The 22,761-nt window shown below is 58.6% G+C and carries 20 protein-coding genes; 4 read left to right on the forward strand and 16 right to left on the reverse strand.

All coding sequences use genetic code 11. The features are described from left to right. Positions 1-18: 18 nt before the first annotated feature. On the forward strand, positions 19-4,986 hold the full coding sequence (locus tag CXQ93_RS18365) for a helicase-related protein (RefSeq protein WP_104111866.1): 4,968 nt from the start codon (positions 19-21) through the stop codon (positions 4,984-4,986). A 92-nt stretch (positions 4,987-5,078) separates the two neighbouring features. Here CXQ93_RS18365 and CXQ93_RS20445 read toward each other — a convergent pair whose 3' ends face one another. Together CXQ93_RS20445 and CXQ93_RS18375 are read right to left on the reverse strand one after the other, a co-directional pair. Further along, a complete protein-coding gene (locus CXQ93_RS20445) occupies positions 5,079-6,383 on the reverse strand; it encodes a hypothetical protein (protein ID WP_146073260.1) in 1,305 nt (434 codons plus the stop codon). Between the two features lie 261 nt (positions 6,384-6,644). After that, positions 6,645-6,959, reverse strand: a complete 315-nt coding sequence (locus CXQ93_RS18375) for a hypothetical protein (protein ID WP_104111868.1) — start codon at positions 6,957-6,959, stop codon at positions 6,645-6,647. 247 nt (positions 6,960-7,206) lie between these two features. Between CXQ93_RS18375 and CXQ93_RS18380 the strand changes: the two genes are divergently transcribed. The 3 genes from CXQ93_RS18380 to CXQ93_RS18390 are packed head-to-tail and all read left to right on the forward strand — an operon-like array spanning position 7,207 to position 9,964. Further along, positions 7,207-7,599 (forward strand): MobC family plasmid mobilization relaxosome protein, encoded by a 393-nt coding sequence (locus CXQ93_RS18380; RefSeq protein WP_258069105.1) that lies wholly within the window; start codon positions 7,207-7,209, stop codon positions 7,597-7,599. Next, positions 7,599-9,158: a relaxase/mobilization nuclease domain-containing protein gene (locus CXQ93_RS18385; RefSeq protein ID WP_104111869.1), complete on the forward strand. Its 1,560-nt coding sequence runs from the start codon at positions 7,599-7,601 to the stop codon at positions 9,156-9,158. Before CXQ93_RS18380 ends, CXQ93_RS18385 begins: the two co-directional genes overlap by 1 nt. Positions 9,159-9,175: 17 nt before the next feature. Next, entirely contained in the window at positions 9,176-9,964 is a 789-nt protein-coding gene (locus tag CXQ93_RS18390) for a hypothetical protein (RefSeq protein ID WP_104111870.1), read from the forward strand. Positions 9,965-10,006: 42 nt separating this feature from the next. Here CXQ93_RS18390 and CXQ93_RS20740 read toward each other — a convergent pair whose 3' ends face one another. The 14 genes from CXQ93_RS20740 to CXQ93_RS18450 all read right to left on the reverse strand — a co-directional run bounded on the left by CXQ93_RS20740 (position 10,007) and on the right by CXQ93_RS18450 (position 22,760). After that, positions 10,007-10,159, reverse strand: a complete 153-nt coding sequence (locus CXQ93_RS20740; protein WP_181036215.1) for a hypothetical protein — start codon at positions 10,157-10,159, stop codon at positions 10,007-10,009. A 324-nt stretch (positions 10,160-10,483) separates the two neighbouring features. Then, positions 10,484-11,083 (reverse strand): hypothetical protein, encoded by a 600-nt coding sequence (locus CXQ93_RS18395; RefSeq protein ID WP_146073261.1) that lies wholly within the window; start codon positions 11,081-11,083, stop codon positions 10,484-10,486. A gap of 118 nt (positions 11,084-11,201) precedes the next feature. Then, positions 11,202-11,714, reverse strand: a complete 513-nt coding sequence (locus CXQ93_RS18400) for a hypothetical protein (protein ID WP_104111872.1) — start codon at positions 11,712-11,714, stop codon at positions 11,202-11,204. A gap of 10 nt (positions 11,715-11,724) precedes the next feature. Beyond that, positions 11,725-12,303, reverse strand: coding sequence for an RNA polymerase sigma factor (locus CXQ93_RS18405; RefSeq protein ID WP_104111873.1), 579 nt, complete (start codon positions 12,301-12,303; stop codon positions 11,725-11,727). A gap of 162 nt (positions 12,304-12,465) precedes the next feature. Beyond that, the gene (locus CXQ93_RS18410; RefSeq protein WP_146073262.1) at positions 12,466-13,545 is read right to left on the reverse strand and encodes a phage integrase family protein; all 1,080 of its coding nucleotides are present in this window, start codon (positions 13,543-13,545) and stop codon (positions 12,466-12,468) included. A gap of 26 nt (positions 13,546-13,571) precedes the next feature. Further along, the gene (locus CXQ93_RS20450; RefSeq protein WP_146073263.1) at positions 13,572-13,841 is read right to left on the reverse strand and encodes a hypothetical protein; all 270 of its coding nucleotides are present in this window, start codon (positions 13,839-13,841) and stop codon (positions 13,572-13,574) included. Between the two features lie 96 nt (positions 13,842-13,937). Then, positions 13,938-14,270 (reverse strand): helix-turn-helix transcriptional regulator, encoded by a 333-nt coding sequence (locus CXQ93_RS18415; RefSeq protein ID WP_104111875.1) that lies wholly within the window; start codon positions 14,268-14,270, stop codon positions 13,938-13,940. Further along, on the reverse strand, positions 14,270-15,388 hold the full coding sequence (locus tag CXQ93_RS18420; protein ID WP_104111876.1) for a site-specific integrase: 1,119 nt from the start codon (positions 15,386-15,388) through the stop codon (positions 14,270-14,272). The genes CXQ93_RS18415 and CXQ93_RS18420 overlap by 1 nt, the downstream gene beginning before the upstream one ends. 736 nt (positions 15,389-16,124) lie before the next feature. Next, entirely contained in the window at positions 16,125-16,682 is a 558-nt protein-coding gene (locus CXQ93_RS18425) for a DUF5067 domain-containing protein (RefSeq protein WP_104111877.1), read from the reverse strand. A 134-nt stretch (positions 16,683-16,816) separates the two neighbouring features. Next, positions 16,817-17,341: a hypothetical protein gene (locus tag CXQ93_RS18430; protein ID WP_146073264.1), complete on the reverse strand. Its 525-nt coding sequence runs from the start codon at positions 17,339-17,341 to the stop codon at positions 16,817-16,819. 131 nt (positions 17,342-17,472) lie between these two features. Beyond that, positions 17,473-17,895 (reverse strand): DUF4913 domain-containing protein, encoded by a 423-nt coding sequence (locus CXQ93_RS18435; protein ID WP_104111879.1) that lies wholly within the window; start codon positions 17,893-17,895, stop codon positions 17,473-17,475. Next, a complete protein-coding gene (locus CXQ93_RS18440) occupies positions 17,888-19,657 on the reverse strand; it encodes a type IV secretory system conjugative DNA transfer family protein (protein WP_104111880.1) in 1,770 nt (589 codons plus the stop codon). The genes CXQ93_RS18435 and CXQ93_RS18440 overlap by 8 nt, the downstream gene beginning before the upstream one ends. Beyond that, positions 19,657-21,249 carry an ATP/GTP-binding protein gene (locus CXQ93_RS18445; RefSeq protein ID WP_104111881.1) on the reverse strand — a complete coding sequence of 531 codons (1,593 nt, stop codon included), beginning with the start codon at positions 21,247-21,249 and terminating at the stop codon, positions 19,657-19,659. The genes CXQ93_RS18440 and CXQ93_RS18445 overlap by 1 nt, the downstream gene beginning before the upstream one ends. Then, complete coding sequence (locus tag CXQ93_RS18450) at positions 21,249-22,760, reverse strand: SCO6880 family protein (RefSeq protein WP_104111882.1); 1,512 nt, start codon at positions 22,758-22,760, stop codon at positions 21,249-21,251. The genes CXQ93_RS18445 and CXQ93_RS18450 overlap by 1 nt, the downstream gene beginning before the upstream one ends. Position 22,761: the final 1 nt, after the last annotated feature.

A 22,761-nucleotide genomic window follows, 5' to 3' on the forward strand; every position in this document is an offset into this window, starting at 1 on the left:
GGGGAAGAGCAGCGCAGCTTGGCTAAATGGTCCAGCTGGGGCGCAGTCCCACAACTCTTCGACAAAGACGATTGGGCCGAGGAACGGGCCAAGCTCCGAGAGGTCCTGACAGACAAAGAATTCGACGCAGCCTCGCGGACAACGATCAACGCCCACTACACAGACGCCGCTATAGTGCGAGAAATGTGGGCAGCAGTCGAACAGCTGGGATTCACCGGGGGAGAGGTCCTAGAACCAGGGTCTGGCTCCGGAACATTCATTGGCATGGCACCGGTCGGGGCACAAATGACCGGCGTCGAGCTTGACCCGATCACGGCAAGCATTGCTCAGGCTCTCTACCCGCAGGCAATGATCCGCACGGAGTCCTTCGCCGATACCCCCTTGCAGAAGAACTCGTTTGATCTAGCAGTAGGAAACGTCCCCTTCGGTAAGACCCCCCTCTACGACAAAACGTTCAACCCGAACAATCACTCGATCCACAACCACTTCATCATCAAGTCATTAGAAGCAGTCAAACCTGGTAGCTACGTCGTCGTGTTGTCCTCTAGCTTCACCCTTGATGCCGCCAACCCGTCAGCCCGACGGGAAATGAGCGCCATGGCGGACTTGGTAGGAGCAGTCAGGCTGCCCACAGCAGCCCACCGCCGCGCCGCAGGAACGGATGCCCTCACCGACGTTCTCATGTTCCGCAAGCGGGAACCAGGCCGGGAACCAATCAATACAGAATGGGAAACCGTCGGGCCAGTAATCATTGACGGCAAGAACATCAAGATCAACAACTACTACGACACACACCCCCAGAACGTTCTCGGCAAGATCACTGTGGGGAACGGCATGTACGGCGAGGATACTGTCAAAGTCAAAGCTGACGGAGACCTCTCAACGGTGCCGTCCCTGCTGAGGGAGCGGCTGCAAAACATCACCGGCGAGGCACTGGCTCAGGAGCGGGGCCACAACCCCACGCAAACAGCGCCCGGAAAAGAACCGGCAGCTATGTTGAGTGCCAGCAAAGACGCTTGGGATGGGACCATCACTGCGGCACTGGATGGGTCCTTCACTGTCCAGCAAAACAACCAAGACGTGCCTTTGGATATCCCCAAAACCCACGCAGTAGAACTGCGCGCATTGTTGGGTCTGCGTGACGGCGCGCGATCGCTGATGGAATTGGAAGCGTCAGACCAGAACGACACCCCTGAAATGGACATCAAAAGGGCTGAACTCCTAGTTGATTACACCAGCTACACCGAGAAGTATGGCCCGATAAACCGGTTCACGGCCAGGGAACGTGTAGACAAAGAAACCGGCGAAAGCATCACCACCCGAGTTTCTGCGCCTGCCGTCAAGAAGCTGCAGGCCCTTGACCCCTTCGGTAGCCTTCCGAGCGCACTAGAGGACTTCAACACCGAGACACAAAAGGCGAAACCAGCCGGACTGCTGCAGCACCGTCAAGTACAGGTGCGAAAGCCTGTGATGGGCGCGGACACCATTGACGAAGCGTTAGCGATCTGTCTGGACACCTATGGTTCCCCCGACATAGACGTTATAGCCGACCTAGTAGGTAGCACCGCAGACGAAGCGCGCGAGCAGCTGGGCACGCTTGTCTTTAACGATCCTATGACCCAAGACCTTGTGACCGCACCGGAGTACCTGTCAGGGAACGTAAGGGCAAAACTCGACGCGGCCAGGGAAGCAGCGAATGAAGATCCGCGGTGGAGCACCAACGTGGAGGCCCTTGAAAAGGTCCAGCCCGTTCCTGTAGGAATGGACGACGTTGAAGCCCGACTCGGAGCTGTATGGATCAGTATCGAAGACCATCACAAGTTCGTCCGCGAAACACTCAATGACCCCTCAGCGAGGGTTACCAGTGTTGGTAGCGGCATCTGGCGCGTCAAGGCAGATCGTGGCACATTGAAGGCCACCAGTGAGTGGGGCACACACCGCAGGCCCGCACCGGACCTGCTGCAAAGCATTCTGGAACAAAAAAGTATTCAAGTCACCGATAAGGACGACGAAGGCAAACAGGTTGCCAACCTCGAAGAAACCGAAGCAGCCCAAGAGGCAGCGAACCAGCTGCAGGAACGCTTCGCAGAGTGGGTCTGGGAAGAACCGGAACGAGCCACCCGCCTCATTGGCGAGTACAACCGCCGATTCAATTCAATTGCCTTGCGTGACTACAGCCAGGAAGGCGAACGCCTATCCCTTCCAGGGCTGGCAGCATCATTTAAACCTCACCCACATCAGCGCACAGCAGTGGCGAGAATTGTTTCAGAACCTGCTGTAGGCCTGTTCCATGAGGTAGGTGCCGGGAAGACCGCTGAAATGGTCATGGGCGCGATGGAACTTAAACGACTGGGCATGGCCACCAAACCCATGATCGTGGTGCCTAACCACATGCTGGAGCAGTTCACCCGTGAGTGGCTGGAACTGTACCCCCAGGCACGTTTGCTCTCTGCCGGTAGTGACGACATCAAGACCAGTGGAACGAATAGCAGTGCGCGCCGGCTCTTTGTCTCACGTGCCGCAGCGAACGATTGGGACGGCATTATCATCACCCAAACTGCTTTCAAGAGCATTGGGGTGAAGGCCGAAACGATCGAGGCGTATCAGCATACTTTGATCAAAGACGTGCGCGAGACGATCACCAACGCCATGGATTCTGGCGAGGATCGAACGACGGTGAAGAAGCTGGAGACGAAGCTCCAGGCCGAAGAAGAACGTATGAAAAAGCTCATGGACACGGCCCCCGATCCGGGACTGACGTTCGAAGACATGGGCGTGGACTACCTCTTCGTTGATGAGGCTCACGACTTCAAGAACCTTCGCACGGTAACCAATATTAAGGGTGCCGAGATTGGCGGCTCCATCCGCGCCACTGACATGCACCTGAAACTTGAATACTTGCGCGCCACTCACGGTGAACGCGTAGCGACCATGGCCACCGGAACACCCATCGCCAATAGCCTCACCGAGGCCCATGTGATGCAGCGTTACCTTCGTCCGGACCTGTTGAGGGATGCAGGGGTGGAGAACTTCGATATTTGGGGTGCCACGTTCGGGGAGACCGTTACCGCCATTGAGATGGACGCGGGCGGCCGCTTGAAGAACAAGGCCCGGTTCTCCAAGTTCAAGAACGTCCCGGAAATGCTACGCACATTCCATGTCTTTGCTGACGTGAAACTCTCCGAAGACCTAAACCTTGCAACCCCTGATCTAGTGAAACGAGCTAAAGATGGGGAACGTCAACCCGACTTGGTTTTGATTCCCCAACCTCCTGAACTAGCCGAGTACATGGAGGTTCTGGGGCGCCGGTTAGACAACCTCAAGGGCTGGGCGCAAAAAGGAGAAGACAACGCCCTATCCGTCTACGGAGACGGGCGAAAGGCTGCCCTTGATCTACGCATGGTGGGCATCGAACCGCAGTCGGAGACGAAGATTGATCGTGTTGTGGCGAACACCCTTAAAGTCTGGGAAGAGAACCGCGACAACCAGTATGAAACAGAGTTCGATTCAGGGGTGATCTCCGAACAAAGGGGAGCGCTACAGATCATCTTCAGCGACATGAGTACGCCTTCAAAGGACAAGGGACCGGATGGAAAACCAGTCTGGACGGCCTACCAGCAGATCAAGGATCAGCTCGTTGCAGGTGGTATTCAAGCCGACCAGGTGAAGTTCATCCATGACTTCCCTAAAGCCGAACAAAAGGCTGCGCTTTTTGACCAGTGCCGCAGCGGAGATGTTGCTGTTCTGTTGGGATCCACGGCCATGATGGGCACCGGCACGAACATCCAACTACGTGCCAAGGCCATTCACCATGTGACTTGTCCATGGCGGCCTGCCGACTTGACGCAACGCGACGGACGCATCATTCGTCAGGGCAACGCCAACGATGAAGTGCACAACTTCCAATACGCGACCGTCGGCAGCTACGACAGCGCGGCATGGGATGGCATTCAGCGTAAAGCCACTATGATCAACCAGGTGCTGCGCGGACGGCTCGATATTCGCGAGCTGGAAGACGTGGGAGACCTTGCCCTCAACGCGGCACAGATCAAAGCCGCCACCAGCGGTAATCCGCTAGTGATGGAAAAGATCGAAGCGGACGCGGCCCGAACGAAGTTGGAAAGACTTAAACGGGCGTTCGAAAAAAACCAAAGCTCGCTCACGTGGTCCCGAGGATCAGCTGTTACGTCCATGGGTATGGCGGAGAAGAAACTGCCAGCGGTACTTGCCGCGATCCCTACCGTTAGATCCACACAGGGTGAAGGGTTCACAATGACCTTTGCCGACAACAGGACAGTAGATAAGCGTGCGGATGCCGTAGCCGGCATCTACGACTGGGTAAAGATAAACGTTCCCGAGTACGGGAACTTTGCCAACAGACAACACGACTACGGAACCATGGCGACTCTTGGTGGGCAAGAATTGGTGGTTTCAAACGCAGCCACCCAGTCACGACTCGGTTCATATCAAGACCTACTAATCCAAGTGAAAGGGTTACCTGACACAGCGACACTTGTCAGCCGTAACGAAGTGATGGAGGCCGGTACCGGACTCGTAACCAGGCTAGAGAACAAGGTTGCTTCCCTGCCAGAAATCGCGGACAAGTTGCAGCGGCTCATTGCAGATAAGCAGCTCGTCATCATCGAAACAGATGCGCAGATGGCCCGACCATTCAAGTACGAAGACAAACTTGTTCAAGCGAGGCAAACAAGCAAGGACCTGGATGCAAAACTCAAAGCGTCCATGGAACCAGGGAAGGTCAAAGTGCAAGACAAGGCCCCCACCAGCACAGGTCTTGAATCAGGGAAGCCGTTTGAGTCACTAGACCCTGAGTTGCAAGCACTCAAAAAGCAAATGGCATCCGACTTCCCTTTTGCTCCAGGATCACGCGGTCAGGGGATCCCTTCAACGAAACCAGGTAGTCAAATGGAGGCGAGATCAACCATAAAAGCTTCCAAAAGGGATGCGAAATTCGAGGGACGATAGGACTTGCGTGAGCCCGAAAATGAAAATCAACCATTATTGGTTGACGTAATATCAATTTTCGGAGGAATTTACAGGGGTACCAAAGGCGTAGGTTATTCGGGTTGGTTGATGAATCTTCCGGTGCTCAATCTAAGGGAAGCGCGGGCTTCGACCGCAGTGAGCGAGTCAGAGGCAACTTTCGACAGAAGGCCGAATAGCTGAGTCGTGTCTACGACAAGTCCTGAATTGCCTTCAGCGAAAGCTCTCACATCCTCGTCCTTGCCGTTGAGCACAGGCTGTCGCTCGCTTGGGTCACGGTTCATGAACTGATTGACTACATACCAGTTCGCGGAAGGTGGTTTCCCATTGGCCAGAACGTAACGGTTGTTGAATCGAATGAACTGAGAAATAGCTGCTGTGGTTGCACCCTTTGAGTACCCCTTTACCTCAACGAGCGCCACCCATCCCGGCGCCTCTGGGTCAGTTACTCGAAGGTCTTCCAAATCATCACCAGGATCAGCGATTTGATCTCTGTCTTCGACAATGAAACCAATCTCACTGAGACACCTAGCAACAGCATTCTTAAGTGTTTCGGACTGGCTCGTTAGCAACGCTCGTTCATAGTTATCTGCTTCCTCGGCTGCCGCTTGAAGAGCAGATTCCAAGTCGCGGACAACCTCTATGTGGTCTCTCCTGACGACAGCGAATTTGGCCTTGGCATTGTCAATCTCACGATGGATTCGTTGTTCAGCTGAGTTCATCCAGTCTGGGTTCTGTGACCAGCTTGGGTTCCCGGGGAAGCGACTCGGATTTATCTCATGCCACTCAGCAATTGCACCCTTGATCCAAGGGATTGGGTCCGAGATATCGGATGGGAGAAGCCAAGCTTCTGACGTAGTTGACCGCTTGTATCGTCCCGCTAAGACTTGGTTGTCGCCACTCAATATGAATGGGTCGATATCTGGTCCCGGTTCTGCATTGGCAGGTATGAATCGGTGAGCTGCGGACCACAGGGCAAAGTAGGTGTGGTCCGTGCGCGTCCTAAATATTGGCTCTAGATGCTCGTGGGTCAGACGCCCGATGCGTTCAGGGAGAGAGTTTACTCGCTGCAACTCCTGCGAGACACTGCCGTGTCGGCTTCGAACCTCTGATTTCCAGGGTGAACGCCAATCAAGTGTCTGTGGGTTATCGCTGTCCGGTGCGATGTATATAACGCACAGATCAGTACTTACGTCCATGTAAGGACGGTCAGTTACAACAAGATCCCACTCAGCCTGCCGGACGTTGTGGATGCCGTAGGTATGCGAGACAGTCGGAGCGAAAGCTTTGATCTGGTCAACTAAGGAAGCAAGGTGCGGACTCCCCAGCACGAGAATTCGTGGACGAGGTGACGTATTGATTAGTGCGGTTTCAGTCATGCTCTGTCCTTGAATGGGTACATGGTAACGATTGAAAGGTTAGGGGGTCATCCAGCTCATGAAGCTACATTTTAGGGTCATCATCATGACGGAACACCTACGGAGGCTGTACATGGCCGCTGCTCTCCCGAGGTGACCTCTTAAAGTGTCGGTGCCGTGGCGGTTGTGTGCAGCCGGTCAGCTGGTCCCTGTCGTCCACCTGTGTGCAGGAAAAGACCGAAGGATTAATCTTTTGCTGTGCACCTGTGGGCGAGAGGCAACCTAGTGGTGAGCCACGTTATCTGCGGACGGCTCCGGCTGCGGTGTAGCGGCCGTCTTGCGTGTAGCGCGCTTACGCACGCGCAGCTTCTTTTCCGGCTCGGGTAGGCCAGAGGCGCGCAGCTCGTCGGCCGTCCATCCCGCACTAATCGCGGCTTGGTACTGGCGTGCGTCTTCGTTTTCGGCTAGGTCGAGTGCTTCGCGTGCGTCCGCCACTACCTGGCGAGTTTTCACCAGGGCGCGTACCGAGTCCATGCGGCTGTTGAGTCGCTGCTGTAGTTCGTGTTCGATCTTCTGCGCATCAATTTGAGTAGCCATGGCACCGAGTCTAGTGCAGCAGGTTCTCAGCCCGCTAGGGCGTCGAAAAGAAGAAGCACGGCGAAGCCTTTCACTCCCCTTCTACGGAGGCGAGTTTTCCGCATGATGTGACCAGACGGAGCAAGCTATACACTTATGGGCCATAAGTGGGCTTGCACCTCGACTTCGTGTCGAGGATGCGTCACACTGGAAGTGTGATCCCGGAGAATCCGGGGCGCTGCGCTGGGCATGGAAAGGCGGTAAGTCAATGGCTGAAGAACTGAGTTCCAGCCGTCGTTTGAGCCGTCGTCGCCGTGCGAACATTGACGGTCAAACGCAGTACGTACGGGTGTCCATGTCGGAGCAGGAACGCACCCGCCTCTACGTACTGGAAGAACAGACCGGCCGCAGCCCGTCAGAAATCCTGGTCAGTGCCGCCCTGTACGCCAAGTCGGCCGAGTCATTGGCCGAACGCCGCGCTCTAGCTACGGAGTTTATGGCAGCTCGTCGCTACCTGGCCGCGCTGTCCAACAACGTGAACCAGCTCGCCAAGCAGGCCAATGCTACCGATGAGTTCCCCGATGAAGCACGGGCCGCACTGCGACGGGTCCGCGACATAGCGGAGCGGATGAACGGCATGGTTGACAGGCTGGCCGGCTAATGATCCCTAACATCACAAAGGGTGACCGCATGGCCGGTCTGCTGGTCTATCTGGCAGGCCCTGGCCGCGCCAACGAACACACCGACCCTCACTTGGTGACCGGCTCCGCACCGATCATGGCGTGGCACAACGACGACGAGCTGGGACGCGACGCCGCCCTTTCCGTAGCTCATGAACTGGACCAGGCTAGGAACATCCTGGGCGTTGAGGTTAAGGGCGGACACGTATGGCATTGCTCGCTCAGCCTGCGCGCCGAGGAAGGCGACCTTACCGACCAGAAGTGGGCGGAGATTGCCAACGACTTCATGGACGAGATGGGGTTCACTGAGGCAAGCGGCAGAGCGCCAGTTTCATGGGTTGCCGTTCGCCACGGCCACAGCAAGGCTGGCAATGACCATATCCATATTGCTGCTTCAATGGTGCGTGAGGACGGCACTAAATGGAGTTGCCACCTTGACTTCAAAAGGGCACAAGAAACGGCCCGATCACTGGAAAAGAAGTACGGTCTAGAAGAACTTTCTCCCGTTTACGCCATGCGCGGCCTGCGCCCTGGCGAACGTGAAGCCGCCGAACGCCGAGGGTCACCAGAACCAGAACGCCGTTCGCTGGCCCGTAAGGTTCGAGCCTGCGCCACGGCAACGGAAGATGAGGCAGAGTTTGTGCGTCGGTTCCGCCGCACGGGTGCCATGATCAAACCGCGTTACGCAGCTGGCCGCGACGACGTAGTCGTTGGCTACTCTGTAGCAGAACGTCCCCCCAAAGGTGTGCGCCCTGTCTGGTACGGAGGCGGACACCTTGCCAAGGACTTGACCCTGCCGAAACTGCGCAACGACTGGAACGACAGCCCACAACTGGCCACGGAGGCAGTGGCAGAGTGGGGAGCCGCAGCACGAGGCCGCCGCCCGGTCAACGTCGGACGGGAAGCCAACGAGCCAGACCCTCAAATGTGGGAACGGTACAGCAATGAAGTTGCGCAGCTGCGCGAGAGCTTGCGCAACGTTCCGTTGGACGATCACGCGACCTGGGCACACGTGGCCCGGGAAACGTCCGGCGCTTTTGCCGCCTGGTCAACAGCCACCGAGGTCACACCCGGCCCGTTGGCAGCAGCGGCCGATGAACTTTCTAAAACTGCCCAACTGCGCCGCTACCCAGTACGTCCAATCAAGAGCGTCGGACCGTCCGCACGCGGGGCCTCCATGATCCTCATGGCTGCAACCATGGGCGGACAGGGAACCGCTGCCCAAGCAATCATGCTGCGCCAGCTCCTAAACGTATCCAAGGCCGTCCACGACATGCACAAGGCATCCAACGACTTGCGCCGAGCCCGCCAGATCAGCGAGCTTGTTAAGACACAGCTAAGCCAGGTCGCAGCCACACTGCCGAGCATTAATGTTCCATCACCGGCCATTGACAACGAAGCAGCAGCAGCCGTCCGCATGAGCGCCGCCGGGGAAGCGCCGGCCCGAGTTGCTGGCTCCGTAGTGCCGCCCAAGTACGAACAGGCACTTACCCCCGTAACCACCCGCGGCGGGGCCACCCGCCCGGACATTGAGAGATAGCAGGAGGAGGCAAGACCATGAGTGAATCTGACGGTATTGAGGAAGCTATCGAAGGAATGTCCCGCGTCGGGATGACCGTTGCCAGCCGGCTGGGCGAACAGCTGGCCAGGGCGCGGGAAACGACCCTGCGGCGCGCTCAGGCGGCCGAGGAACAGCAAGGGCGGGAACTGCAAGCACGATTCGATGCCGAACGTGCAGGAGCGCGTGCACAGCTCGCACCTGTCATGGACAACCGATGGTGGGACACCGCCAGCGGGCGCGACATTGAACGCGTCCACGAGACAGCCACCGTGTGGAAAGATCACGACCCAGCGGCCCGCAACTCGGCCGACACAATTAAGGACCAGGTACAACGCCGGTACGGGCTGGACGTCAACAACCTGGGCGCTGACGAAACATCCGTGGCCACCGCCTTAGCGAAAACTGAACGGGATCGGGAACAGGCCGAGGCGGAGCGCGGTAAGAGTCGGGAAGAGACGGCCCAGGTAACCCAGCTGTTGGCAGAAGCTGCCCGGGAAGACCAGGACCGTCAGAAGACTACGGCCGAAGCGAACGAACACCCCGAGGCATTGCGGGATGAGGCCGGCCTCAAGTATGACTCGGCCGAGCGGCGCGAAGGACTGGCCGTCAGCTTGGACGGCGTTGCCGACAAGGAAGCCGTACAAGCACGGTTAAGCGCAGACCAGGACCAGGGCACCCCGCCAAGCGCGGCCCTAGCCAAGGCCTCCGGAAAGTCCCCCAAGGCACGCAAGACGCGCGGCACCAGCGGGCCGTCGAAGCTCTTGCAAAAGGGCATGAGCCGCTAACGATTCGAGCATGGAGAAGGGGTGGCTTACTGGTAGCCACCGCTATTCAAGTGGTCTGTATTCCTGCCACCTCAGGACCCCGGCTGCGGTGTCCAGGTCCCGAGTATGCGCCACCAGAACGTCCCCGTCGCGGACGTGCGCCAAGGCGGCTGCGAGCCCTGGACGGGCCGTGGTGGCACAGGATTGCTTATCCACGTGGATTTATTCGTGAGGGATGCCGAGGCGGCCAGCAGCCGCGCAAGGTCTTGTTTTGTTGTCCAGAAGCGGGTGTAATCAATATCCACGCCTGTACCGTGCCGAAAGTTTCTTCTGTACGGGGCCATTTGGAGCGACGTTGACATAGCTTGTGGGACGGTCACGTTTCGCGAAATCTAGGCGTTGTTCATTGAGCCGGTAGGTCCCAGCGGAGCGGGTCTCGGTTCCAGAACAGGGATGCACTTGGCTGGTGTGGTAGCTGATGCATCGGTGGCGTGGCTAGAACCGTTCGTTTTCTAGCCACGCCACCGAAGATTGTGGGACTTATGGCGTCCAGGACAGGGAGGTTCCCTTGTCGCTAAGAACACCCAACCAAGGATTGTTGGAATATCCTCCTACATGGGCGCCTCCTTGGTTGGCGTTCTCCCAGATCTTCATATTGCATCCACTGCGGGGTTGCATGGCACTTGCCCGGTCGTTCCAGCCGATTGTTCCGAGGTTGTTGTAGTACCAGTTTTGACCGCCGCAAGAGCTGCCGGAGCCAGCCTGACCGGTGATGTAGGTGCTGCCCCCGCCGTAGTTGATGTCGTCATAGATGTACCCGAGAATGATGGTCACGGCCATGGGTGAGACCGTGCGGGATCGAGACGCCAGAGCATCGTAGCTCGCCTTGTATTCGGCTGCGGTGGCAGCGACAATCACGGGCGTGCCGGTCAGCTTTTCGGTTGCGCTTGCCCAGTCTGTTCCCTCGGTGTAGCAAGTTTGGCTTCCGGTCTCAATCTGGGCGACGCAAACCTGATTGCTCGCATCGGCGCTTTCTCCCTTCTGTGTTGAGGCGCTGGCCGGGGCGATGGAGAACATCCCGATCAGCGCAGCCGCCACAACGGACACAGACAGTTTTAGTGTTTGTTTTGAAACTTTCATTTGAACCCCTCAGTAGTGACGTATGATGATTTTCGACACAATTAGAGGTTTCTCTAGTGGTCTGTCCAGTTTGGGCGCCAGCACTTTTCTTAGCGGATTAGCTGGCACCCAAACTCAATTATTTGGTTGCTGCACGTAGACTGAGCTTCTGGCAAAGTTCCTCTGGGGTCAGGACCGTCCCAGCTGCACTGGTGAGTGGAAACACTGCCAAGATGTCGTTGGGTTGGAGGCATACGCCTAACGGCGGGGCCGCGGCGATTGGCTGTTGGTTGTCCGTGATGTGGACCTGCCCGAGGGTGATGTTTCCGTAGGCCCAGGCTGCTCCACAGTTGGTTATGGCGCTGGACTGGTTGAGCTCCGCTTGGCCGTCTGCTAGGGCTACGTCGGAATACTGGGATTCCGTGCTCTGGTCGCTGTAGCAGCGTGCCGTTGAATCCAGTTGAGTTTGTGTAGCTGGAATGATAATTGCACCTGCCGTGATGCCCAGTGCCAGGGCGCCAGATCCGGCGATCAGGGTGACTTTACGCCGGTGGGCGGTCTTTGCCTGCTTGGTAATGGCCGTCTGAGTGGAATCCCAGATCCGGTCCATATCTGCATCTGAGGGCCACTGACGGTCATATGAGTTAGACATGGTTCCTCCTTCAATTTTTTGCTGTGAGAAAAGTACGGAGTTTCAACTTCAGGCGGGAAAGCCTGTTGCGAACGGATGACTTCGTTATGCCCAAGCTCTGGGCGGCACTGTCGTAGCTGAATCCTTCGATGAGACAGAGCCGGAAAATTTCGCGGTCGACCTGGGACATTTTGGAAATCTCGCGATCAAGGCTCTGGATCAGTGCCGCATCGATGACCTGATCCTCAAGGGAGCGATCCCCCGCTTGGAGTTGGGGGAAATCATCGATGGAGGTGTGGTCTCGTCGCCATTCTTTCTTCTGGATATTGCGGCACTGCAACCTACACACTGTCGCAAGCCACGGCATGAGTGACGAGTCGGCGAGAACGATCTCTTTCGACTTCTGCCACAGAACGAGAAACGTTGCTTGAACGGCATCTTCGCTGAGCTCTTTGGAGCCAAGGAACCTCAAAGCGATCCACGCCACCGCCTTGAAGTGGCGTTCATATATCTGCCGGAAGGCATCCCTGTCTCCGGACTGGACTAGGGACAGCAACGCAATGTCAAGAGACATGTTGCGGTCGGTCTCGATATCCGTATAGTGCTCCATGTCTCCCCCCAATTCCCATGCAACTGCTTCCCTTATGCCTACTTATGTCCTGTGAAACCAAAACGTCTCACAAGTGACAAATCTTTTTTTGGGGCTTGCTGGTGATGGTCTGTATTAGAGTTGCCTGCTTTCGTGTGGTTTCTGGATTCCGTCTGCGGTTGCCTAGTCGTGGCCTCCTGATGCGTAGCCGGACCAAGGGGAACCGGATTCTGCGGCGATTCTGGTGGTGCTGGTGTGGTGGTAGCCGAGCGCCTGGGCTAGGACGGGGGCCGGTACTTGGAGCACTAAGTGTCGTAGTGCGGAGGTTCGTCCGCGTTGGGGTGGGATGCCTTGTTTGTGCAGGAAGGCCCGGAGGGTGACCGGGTGAATGGGTTGACCGGCGCGTTGTCCGGGGAAGAGCCAGTGGGATCCGGGGTTGGTTGCGGCGTCCAGGTTGATGCGGTTCGTCAGGTAGTCCTGCAGGAGCCGGGCCACTGATTCGGGTACCGGTGTCGGAGGATCACCAAACCGGATGGTGGTGGTGTTGTAATCTGTGGTGATGTCCCCGACCGTGAGCCTGACGATGCGTGTTGCAGGCTGGGCGTAGAGCAGAACCAACAGGCCCGCTATTCTGGCATGCAGCGGGATATTCTCCTCGGCGAGAAGGCGTCGGATGGCGTTGATTCTGTGGTGTTGACTCATAGGCGCCTGACGCGCCGCTTGTCGGGAATGGATGGTCAGGACGGGCATGCGGCCCGTGTTCATGCACCAGGTCAGGAATGCGTGGGACGCCCGGCGCGTGAAATAGTTCTCGCTTTGCCAGGCGTCCAGATCGCCTTGCCGGGTGTCGTTTACGGCGGTGCCGCGGTGGTTGAGCCAGTTCAGGAACGCCAAAGCCTGGATTTGTTGCTCATGGGCTTCCCGGACTGTCGAATCGCCCAGCGGGGCTTTAGCTGCTTTGGCCCGTAGCTTGCGTAGTTGATGCCAGGTGGCGAAACGGCGCAGCAGCTTGGCATGGTCGGGATCGGCCACGGCGCCCAGATGGGTCTCCAGCCATCGTTCAAAGAGGAGGAGTTGCCTGTCTTTGAGCGGCAAGACTCCGCTTTGCATGAGCAGATCGCGTAGATAGGCAGCGCTTCTCCAATTGGGTACTTGCTGGAATGCTTCATGGGTCAAGGCAAGTCGCCCGGCGGCAATATCTCTGAGCATCGCGTGGGGCTGGGCACTCTGGATCCAGCCCAGCCCCAAGACAGGCTTCTGCATGGTCCTGAGCTGATCAAAAAGCGGGATCAGTGGCGGATGGATCCGGCCGGTTCCATCATCGAGCAGTGAGCGCAGACGGTCAGTGAGGGTGCAGCGTTCGCACAACCTTCCACCAAGTAAACGTCCCTCAAAATGACAACGATCGCAGAAGAAATCGCGGCTAATTCCTGCACAATCTCGGCAAACAGGTTGGCCAGTGCTGTCCCGGCCCGGCAATAGACGCTCCGTACCGCAGCCGGTGCAGGAACCGTAGGTGCGGCTGGCCTTATCGAGGCAGTTCCGACAGATTGGCCCATCTGACCAGTTCGCCGCCTTGGCAGCTTGCCGGCCGCAACGAGCGCAGATCCGTATATGCCACCGCTCATACTTTTCACGGCTGTCGTAGGACGGACTCACCGTGCGGGGGTGATCCGGGCACGCTTGGGCCGGATAGTGGCCGCGAGATCCACGACCTCGGCACCACCGGTGGCCGTGCGGCGTGGAGCCACGGCCTCTGCCCGGGTGGCGATCAGCTCGGCAGGGGTCACATCCAGGATGTCGCAGAGCGCGGCAAGAACTGGCAGAGAAAGCCGCTCCGGGACCTGAGTAACCAGCCGCCAGACCTGCACCGAGGACAGCTCAATGCCGCGCTGAAGCAGTAGCGGGGACAGGTCGGTGGCGTTGAAAATCCCCCGGGTGGCCATGACTTCCCGCAGCCTCCATTGGTAACTTACCTGGCGTTTCATCAAAGTTTCCTTTCCAGCTGCAAGGCAGCAGCAAGCGTGGTGTCCAGGGCACGGCGGAGTGTTCTGGTGCGGAAGTCTGAAGAGACACACGTGTAGATCGAGGTCGTGGAAGCGTGTTCGTGTCCTACTTGTTCCTGAACGAACCTCGCATCCCAGCCGTCCTCGATCAGGTGCGTGACGTAGGAGCGCCGAAAGGAATGAAAATCCAGACCCTTATCCAGACCGAGACTGTCCCGATAGGTCCCGAAACGGGTATTCATCTGGGTAAATCCCACACGCGGGGAACGTTCCGAAGGCCACAGCGCCCCGGAACCAGCCGTGGAGAACAAGGGACGGACCTCTTCAGTCCACTGCTGCAAAATCTCCGCCGACCAATTAAAGACCGTCAACACACTGCGGCGCTTGGGCGCAGAGCCCTTCATGGCCTTGCCATGAAGGACATAGAGAACGCCGTAGTCCCCAAACTCCGACCCTTGGGGATTGCGGCCAAAATCCACAACATCCAGCATCCTCGCCTCGTTGCGGCGCAGCCCGAAAGCATAAGCCGTCTTGAAGAGCATCGCATCACGGAAAGCCGGCAACCAACCCTTGCGTCCACGCCCGCGCACCCGCACAACCTGTTCATCGGCATAATCGAAGAACGCCTGCAACTCATCACGCGTGAAGGCACGCTTCACCGGGCCAGATTCGGCCTCCTGAACATGCACGGCCGCGTTCCACTCGTGGATCACCTGTATCGGGTGGGTGCCGAAGCGATCCTGGCAAATGGTCGCCCAGCCATAGCCCGGGTCGGTCACAAACCCGCAAAAGGAACGGATGGTCCCCTGGTAGGTCCGCAATGTGGAGTGGTGCAGATTCCGGACCGACCGCAAATCACCCATCCACTCATCCACCATCAGCGGCGTCCAGGCCCACGGGAAAGCGTCGGCATGTAGGGCGAATGCTCGCACCGCCTTCTCACGACCCTCGATCGTGGAGAATGCCAAGTTGCGGGCCAACTGCTGGTTGCGCCAACCATCCAACATGGCCGTGAAGACCTGTTCCTCCGGCCGCAGCAAGGGCAGATCACCGATCAGATGCAGACTCGGTGCCCCAGGTGCAAAGCTATTCCCGACCATCCAAAAACACCCCCTCCACATCTTGCATTAGATGAATATATCTTTCATCAGATGCAATCTGATTGCAAGGGTGCAGGTCAGGAAGCTTTCTGACCTGCACGGAGACAAGGTAGAGAAAAATATCCAAGTGGAGTCCAGAGACGGATTAGGGCCCTGACCTGCATAAATGGCGACGATCCTCGGACTAATTTAACTAACCTCAATAGAGTATTGGATGAAATAGCGGCCATAATGTGAAAAAGTGAAATATCCGACGTTAGGACTCGGCTCTCCTGAAGGTGCCGCCAGTGGCAATCCGTTCAGTTTGTAGATCTGGTGCAGCCCTTTGCAGGCATTGTGTATCACATAGGCCGGTGACCGTTACATTGGCGCGTACACGGGAAGCGTTACATCGTAGGCCGCGCAGTTCTGTGGTTCCGTAAAGCGTGGTTGGAGTGTCTCGCGAACGATCGTTGACGGACGTACCTAGGCTTAGCGTCGAATATTCAACGAATTCACAAGGTTCCCCTTCATACACCCATGCGCGGGGAGAAACCAAGCGAAGCTCTTAGGCACAAACCATAGGCGCGGTCAGGAACGCCGCCGGGAAGCCTGCCGCCGCAGGGTCCGAAGCTCTTGTTCCGCATCTCGATAGGCCACTAAGAGCATATCGACATGCGAAACAAGCTCCAGCATTGTCGAACTCACCAGGAACAATATTTTTTGCGATCACTGCCCCTTGAGGACGCGGTTCGTCCTACTTGAGCTTGTAGCTCGTCTTGCCGAGTTCGGTCATACCCATATCGATTGATGCAACGAGATCCACAGGAGTTTCTTCGTCGTCAAGTTCATAGGCGATCGCATTTTCAACGGTTCCGTCCTTCTTGATCTTCTCCGTCTGGCTCTCCAGGAAGCTGTCATCGGGAAGAGCCCCAACCTCAAGCTTGTTTTCAGCATTAGGGTTGTTGTCTTGGTACGCCGTGAGGTTGAACAAGAAATTCATCGGACTGACATCCTTTGCACTCAGGTTCGTGGTCTTGTACCAGAACGCAATGACGGGCTTCTTGCCATACTCATTACCCTCCGCGCCTACCGCGATGACCTTGTGGTCGGTGATTTCAATCTTCAGTTCCGCAGTGGTGAGTACGCCGTCCTTGAATGACGAGTCGCTTTTCGGTGCCGTAGTCGAAGCAGCACTCGTCTCACTCGAGGAGCTCTTTGCATCAGATCCCTTGCTTTCGGCCGCCGGTCCGGCGCACCCGCTGAGCACGAGAGCAATCGATGCGGCCGCAATCAGTACTAAAGACTTCTTCATCTGGATCCTTATCCCCCAAGCTTGCCAACGCAAGCAAAAAATTAACCACCAGTAGCCTACCGGCTCAATTCCCAAATCCGGGCTTGCTTTAGTAATAGACGAACTATCGTTACCGAACGCCTACCTCACACGCCTTAGCGTCGGATATTCGACGAATTCACAAGCCACCCCAACAATGCCGAGGACGAGAAGTTGCGGAACGTTGCACCAAGCCACGACCCGAGCTTTTCATTTTTGCTGAGGAAAGCGGCCACAGAGAGAACGACAGCAACAACCACCGCCCATACGGCCAGCACAGGGACCGCCGTTGGGGTTACTTCCCAGATGACGACCAAGGCTATAAGGGCGGTGGGGGCACCTCGCCATGCTCCGGGAATTGTAGAAAGACCTTTACCGTCGCCAACGTTAAAGGCAACCCCCGTAAGAAGAAAAAACCATGCGAGGGGCACCACCACTGTCTGCCGCATCGTCAGCCAGTCTGTGATGTTCTGGGCGACGTCCGGTGCCGGGTGCACGCCGAGGGTTGCCACAAGCTGTCCAAGCGCATCAAATGGGCTGGAAGCGTCAACCCAGCCCCAGAGGACGCAGGCGCAACCAATGCTCACAAATGATGCCAGGAGTCGATAAGGAGTGTCCCAACTCAGATTAAGGGCGCTCATTCCGGCCATGATGGGGTCTGCCGTGGTGTTCCAATCTCTACTTCGTTCTACGGTCGTTTGAGGTAGGTCGAATTAATCCGGTCTAGTCCTAAACAAACATGCGTAGACGAGCCGTTCAGTGTGTGCAGCGGTTAGAACAGACCCTCTGGCGGTTCTTCACAGGGCAGCGGCGGCAGCTTGGCCTTGTGCCCGTCATCCGGGCTACAGCCCTTGAAAGGGCCGTCGCCCGAGAGCAGCACGGACATGTGGTGGTCAGCGTGGTCACGCCACCACACACTCATGCCCGTGGCACCGTCCATGCGCAGAAACTCCCAGGCACGCCAGAGCGCTTCAAGCCGGCTAATCGCTTCGGCATGCTTCCACCATTGCGGGCACCAAGTGATTCCGCCGGCAGGGTTGATGTGCCGGCGATACGTCGGGGACAGCTTCTGCCCCACGAACTCGGCCACGTTGGCATAGAACAGTTCAGGGGCATCCTTGCCCTCTTCTACAGGATCGGCGGCTGTAGCTGTGCCGTCCAGCTCGTCGTCCCACTCCCCCAAACCGTCACTCATCGGAGGCCCCCGCAGCAATCCAACGGTTGACAGCGGTGGCCGCCGGCCGGTTCGCCGGATCATGAGCAGCAATGGACGCTCTGACAGCCTCCGCGTGTGGTCCGCTCATCCACGGCACTGTTTCCAGAAGGGCGGCCGGCGCACCGGAGGCAAACATGATTGCCCTGCCCCGGGGGAATGCGGCGAGGTCCGAAACGTCCAAAGTCCGTTCTTTACGGTCGTCGTCATGACTGTAGGACGTGCCTTGTTTGGAACGGCTCTGGGTGGTGTTGGAGTACTTGTACTCCCCCACCAGCTGCGCCAGCTCGTTCAAGAACTCCGCTTCTGCCACGCCTCCCCCGTAGACCTTGATATTCGCCGCTGACCAGAGCTTGCGCATACCGTCGCGCCCCCAGACTTCCACGCCCTGGGACCAGGATTGAAGAATGGTCATCAGGACAATGCCACGGGAGCCGTAGTGACTGTACAGGTTTGGCAGCTCGCGCCAGCGGCAGACGTTGGCCGCCTCATCCAGAACACCAATCATGGGTGTGGCCAAGCGGCCACCCGGGGAATGCACGGCTAGTTCTTCAGCCGCTTCCACCGTGGCCACGGTCAACGCGGTCACCAACGGGCCGGCGGTTCCCTTGCCCTCCTTGGAGAGGCTGTACAGGGTGCCCTTGGACCGCACGAACGCGGAAGGGTCAAACTGTGGCCGTGTGTCGGCCGGACCCTGCGGGGTGACCCACCGGGACACCTGGCGATTAGTCAGGCAGGACGCCATTTGCAGCGCCGTGCCGTAGACACCCCCACGCTGCTTATCGGGAGCGTTGACGACGCCGGCCACTGCGTTGGACGTTTGGGTGAATCCGTGGGTTTTGAGAATGTCCACGGCCTCATCGTCCGTCGGCCGCGTCAACCAGGTGTGCACCTGCGTGATGGGTTGACCGTCGAGTGCGGCAGCGAGCAGCAGGCCGGCGAGGAGGTCCTGCCCGGCCGGGTCGAAATAGGCATCCGTTTTCGCATCGGGACCGCGAGAGCCGGATGCAAAATGGTCAGCGAGTCGTGCAGCTCGTACTTCGTCCGTCACGTAGGAGAGCGGGTTCCACCACCAGGCCGGTTCTTCAAGGGCCACTGACTGGGGATCGAAGACCCACACTGGACCTTCTGCGGCGCGCACGTCACGAGTGCCGTCCACAATGTCGCGCTTGTTGGAGGTGACCAGGGCCGCGCCCGGGGCGGCGAGAATCGCCGGGATCGCCCTCGAGGTCGTCTTACCTGTTCGAGGCCCCCAAATGTCGATGTGCATGTCTTCCCACGAGCCAAAAACCATCTGCTTGCCAAGGACGGTTTTACCGACCGGCACACCGGGTGAGCCCTTCACGCCGAGGCGTTCGGCCGTGGCCGTTGCCCCTCGCAGGCTCAGGGCCCGCAAGTCCTTGCCCTTGGCCATGTGCTGGGCGGCAACGTCCACGCGGGACCGCTTGGACTTCCGGCGCAGCACCACCCGCAGCACCAACACGGCCAGGGCCAGAACAACCACGCCCAAGCCGATCAAGGCCCAGGTGGCAGCAGCCGGCCACACGACGGTGCCCTTGAACAGGCCGACGACCAGGGCGAACGGGTTGCCCGGGAGTTGCTGGCCGTCGCCGGACAGCAACGACCCCAAATGCACAGCCCCGGTTACGGAGCCGACACCCAGAACCACCACTGTAATGATCACCCAAAGAATGATCGTTTCGCCGCCCAGCTGGGACCGCTTGTTGCTACTGGGTGCACCCATTATTCTTCCCCCTCATCGTGCCAGCGCTTATTCGTATCGTGCAGCGACTTTTCAACACTGGTCAGCTTCAAAGCCACCGGAATACCAGGGCGGCCGCCGACCTTGAAAAGAAACTTTCCCAGCCCGGGCCGTACCCGTTTGCGGGAGCCGCCCACGTCCGTCCAGGAGCCGGGGTCAGCCCAGGAAATGAGCCGGGCCTGTTCCGCCCGAGAGAGCGTCACAGCCTTGTTCAGCTTCTCCATTTCTCCTCCTGGCAGGGCACCACACACCACCATGCCGGAGCGCTCCACGAATCCGCGGGCTTTCATCCGTTCGGACTCTGTGGGCAATGCCTCCAAGTCGCTCATGGTGTGAGTGATCATGGCCTGCCCCACGCCCTCAGTACGGTTCAGGCGGGTCAGGGAATCTACCCGGTCCACCATGCCTTCACCGGAGCGCAGCGCCCGCCACAGCTCATCCATCACCACAAAGTAGTTCCGGCGGGGTTCGAGCCCCGCATCAGCCAGGGCGTGAGCGACCTGCACCGTAGCGAAGCCGGTAGACCAGCAGGCCAGCAGCGAGGCCGCTTGAATGTCCCGCTGGGTATCTGAAATTCCCGAAAGATCGAAGACGACCGGCTTTCCTAGGTTCATCGGTTGATCCGTTGGCTGCGAGAACATATCCCCGAAGCGGCCCGAACCGTTGAGGGAGTAGAGCGAGGTGCGTAGCTGGTCCGTGGCGTCCAAGTAACGCTCCATGTCCCCACGATCTAGGGCAATATCGCGCAGCTCGTCAGGAGCGGCCTTAATGACCTCGATCAAATCCCCGATCAACGGCACCCGTTCCAGACGTTCATCCAGAATGTGCAGCGCCCGGTCGATCATGGATTCTTCGTGAGCGCTGGGCTTCTGATTCCGCACAATTGTAATCAGCGCCGTCACCATGTTCAGCCGGCGGTTATGGGCATCGGCCATGAGTTCTTCGGCCAGCTTTTCAGCTTTCACGGCCGCGCCCAGCAGCCGCTTCTTCTCGTTCTCATCCGCAGCACGATTAGCCTTGGCCCGGTTCTCTTCGGCAGCCGTCAGCAGCCGAACGGCCGCGCCAGTAGCCTCGCCAGGATCAAGAACGTTCAGGTGCCCACGGCCCGGACCTAGGCTAATGACCTGGCCACCCATGGCCTTGATGAGGTCCACATAGTCAGGCTTCAAGTCCCCCAGGATCAGCGGGTTAATGCCCCGGCCCGCCAAGCCCAGGACCATATGCCGCACCAGTGTGGACTTGCCATAGTGAGGCAGACCCAGGACAAACATGGACGGGTTGTTGATCATCCCGTGCATGAACCAGCTAATAGGATCACCGCCAAACGGTGCCCCCGTGTCCGTATGAACCCCAATTGGTACACCGAGAATCGGTGTACCGCTGCCCCCAACAAAGGGCCACATACCGCAGACCTGCACGGACGTGCCGCGCCACTCATCGGCGGCCGTCACATAGGCCGCTTCACCCTGGCCACGGCCACGCCAGCCCCGCAAACCCGGACGGCGGACCACGGCGGCTGGGAGCGTCCGCGTCTTGGTGCTGGTCCTCTTATGCTGTGTCTTGCTGCCGAACATCACATAGCCTCGCGGATCTCTTCGGGAACCTTCAAATGCTTGGGCAGAACCAAGCCAAGCGGCAGCGACGCCGCAAAGGCCGAATCTTGGGAACCATAAGCCCGGCGTAGGAGCAACCGCGCTGACGGGCCAAGGTTGCCTTCCACCGTGGCCACGGCGTCCGCCAGACCCTCAGATGAGAGCACAGTGGCCGTGACGACCATGCCAAAGTTGACCAGCCCGGCCCCCTTGGCTTCCTCAGCTGCCGTGGCCTGCGCCGCGCGTGCATCCACGAGTGAGCGGGCCGTGGGCCGGTTTGTCGATGACGCCCTGGTCAGCGCATTTGTCTGGTCAGACTCAACAATGGCCGCCGCCCGGCCGGACTCAATCGGCCGGTACAGCAGCGTGACACGCTTACGGTCAATCTCCCCATGAGGAGCCACCAGCCTGGCAAGCACGGAGGAGAGGATGTGCCCGCGCGGGGCACCGGTCATAGTCCAGGACACCGAGTGGCCCGAGTCGTGCCGGTAGCCGTCCCAATTCGCCTGATGGGCCGAAGGGCCAACGTCGCCCCAGCCCAGATCAACCGGTGTGCCCTGATAGTGAGCTTCGTCAATGAGGCGTGCAGCCGCCGGATCATAGGCAATCCGCACAACCTCGCACAGCTCCTGCGCAGCCAACGGGGCGCAGGCGCCAGCTCCTGTGGATTCCAGGCGTTCAGTCAGCCCAGGCAGCCTGGACGCCAGATCACGGGCGATTTCCTCAGCCGTGCGCCGCTTGCCACCGGACCGGGCAGCGGCACTAAAGGTCAACGCCACCCAGGCACGAATCGTGGCCGACCCCTGAGGGTAGGTTTCCAAAGCCTCGCGCAACATGGCCTTGGCAATTTCCGGCGCGTCCTCATGAATGTTGGACTCAACTTCTCGGCGCAAACGCGCCCCGGAATCCGGGGCAGTCTCTACCGTCACGGACGCGGCCACCACGGCCGGCTCATTGGACAAGCCAGCCAGCCAGCCGCCCCAGTTAGCCACCCAGGCGTCTACTTGCTCCGGATCGACCAACGACGCCCCGTCAGGCTGCGTGCCAAAGACAACGGTGTAGTGGGCAGTTGACGGCAGATGAATCAAGGCAAAGGGCCGGCCGTAGGAGTCGTTGAACTCATACAGTTTCGAGCCGGCCGAGATACCAGGCAGCTGGAACTCCCCCCACGGCGTCAGCCCAAGCGGGCCGGAACGGTAAAGGTTGGACTTCCGCCGACGGGCAGAGCTGAACGCCAGTCGCCCAAATGCTCGTTCACCCACCGACTTGTTGTGCTTGTCATTGATTGACACGACAGCCAGAGCCAGGCCCAGCACAATCAACGCAATCAGACCGGCGAGCCAGCCGCCAATGAAGAAACAAACCACAGTCACGATCAGTCCCAGGAAGAGGCCGGCCGTGGCCAATCCTCCCAAAGTCCCGATGCCGGCCTTACGCGGCCGACGCCAATTCCCGTAGGTAGGTTCCCTGTACGTGTTCTCGATAGCCGCCATA

The organism is Arthrobacter sp. N199823 (genome assembly GCF_002929705.1).
Lineage (GTDB): Bacteria > Actinomycetota > Actinomycetes > Actinomycetales > Micrococcaceae > Specibacter.

Bases quoted from the DNA above. Each gene is read 5' to 3' on its own strand.
- CXQ93_RS20445 (WP_146073260.1), bottom strand. From the start codon at position 6,383: ATGACTGAAACCGCACTAATCAATACGTCACCTCGTCCACGAATTCTC.
- CXQ93_RS18375 (WP_104111868.1), bottom strand. From the start codon at position 6,959: ATGGCTACTCAAATTGATGCGCAGAAGATCGAACACGAACTACAGCAG.
- CXQ93_RS18380 (WP_258069105.1), top strand. From the start codon at position 7,207: ATGGCTGAAGAACTGAGTTCCAGCCGTCGTTTGAGCCGTCGTCGCCGT.
- CXQ93_RS18385 (WP_104111869.1), top strand. From the start codon at position 7,599: ATGATCCCTAACATCACAAAGGGTGACCGCATGGCCGGTCTGCTGGTC.
- CXQ93_RS18390 (WP_104111870.1), top strand. From the start codon at position 9,176: ATGAGTGAATCTGACGGTATTGAGGAAGCTATCGAAGGAATGTCCCGC.
- CXQ93_RS18395 (WP_146073261.1), bottom strand. From the start codon at position 11,083: ATGAAAGTTTCAAAACAAACACTAAAACTGTCTGTGTCCGTTGTGGCG.
- CXQ93_RS18400 (WP_104111872.1), bottom strand. From the start codon at position 11,714: ATGTCTAACTCATATGACCGTCAGTGGCCCTCAGATGCAGATATGGAC.
- CXQ93_RS18405 (WP_104111873.1), bottom strand. From the start codon at position 12,303: ATGGAGCACTATACGGATATCGAGACCGACCGCAACATGTCTCTTGAC.
- CXQ93_RS18410 (WP_146073262.1), bottom strand. From the start codon at position 13,545: ATGCAGAAGCCTGTCTTGGGGCTGGGCTGGATCCAGAGTGCCCAGCCC.
- CXQ93_RS20450 (WP_146073263.1), bottom strand. From the start codon at position 13,841: ATGGGCCAATCTGTCGGAACTGCCTCGATAAGGCCAGCCGCACCTACG.
- CXQ93_RS18415 (WP_104111875.1), bottom strand. From the start codon at position 14,270: ATGAAACGCCAGGTAAGTTACCAATGGAGGCTGCGGGAAGTCATGGCC.
- CXQ93_RS18420 (WP_104111876.1), bottom strand. From the start codon at position 15,388: ATGGTCGGGAATAGCTTTGCACCTGGGGCACCGAGTCTGCATCTGATC.
- CXQ93_RS18425 (WP_104111877.1), bottom strand. From the start codon at position 16,682: ATGAAGAAGTCTTTAGTACTGATTGCGGCCGCATCGATTGCTCTCGTG.
- CXQ93_RS18430 (WP_146073264.1), bottom strand. From the start codon at position 17,341: ATGAGCGCCCTTAATCTGAGTTGGGACACTCCTTATCGACTCCTGGCA.
- CXQ93_RS18435 (WP_104111879.1), bottom strand. From the start codon at position 17,895: ATGAGTGACGGTTTGGGGGAGTGGGACGACGAGCTGGACGGCACAGCT.
- CXQ93_RS18440 (WP_104111880.1), bottom strand. From the start codon at position 19,657: ATGGGTGCACCCAGTAGCAACAAGCGGTCCCAGCTGGGCGGCGAAACG.
- CXQ93_RS18445 (WP_104111881.1), bottom strand. From the start codon at position 21,249: ATGTTCGGCAGCAAGACACAGCATAAGAGGACCAGCACCAAGACGCGG.
- CXQ93_RS18450 (WP_104111882.1), bottom strand. From the start codon at position 22,760: ATGGCGGCTATCGAGAACACGTACAGGGAACCTACCTACGGGAATTGG.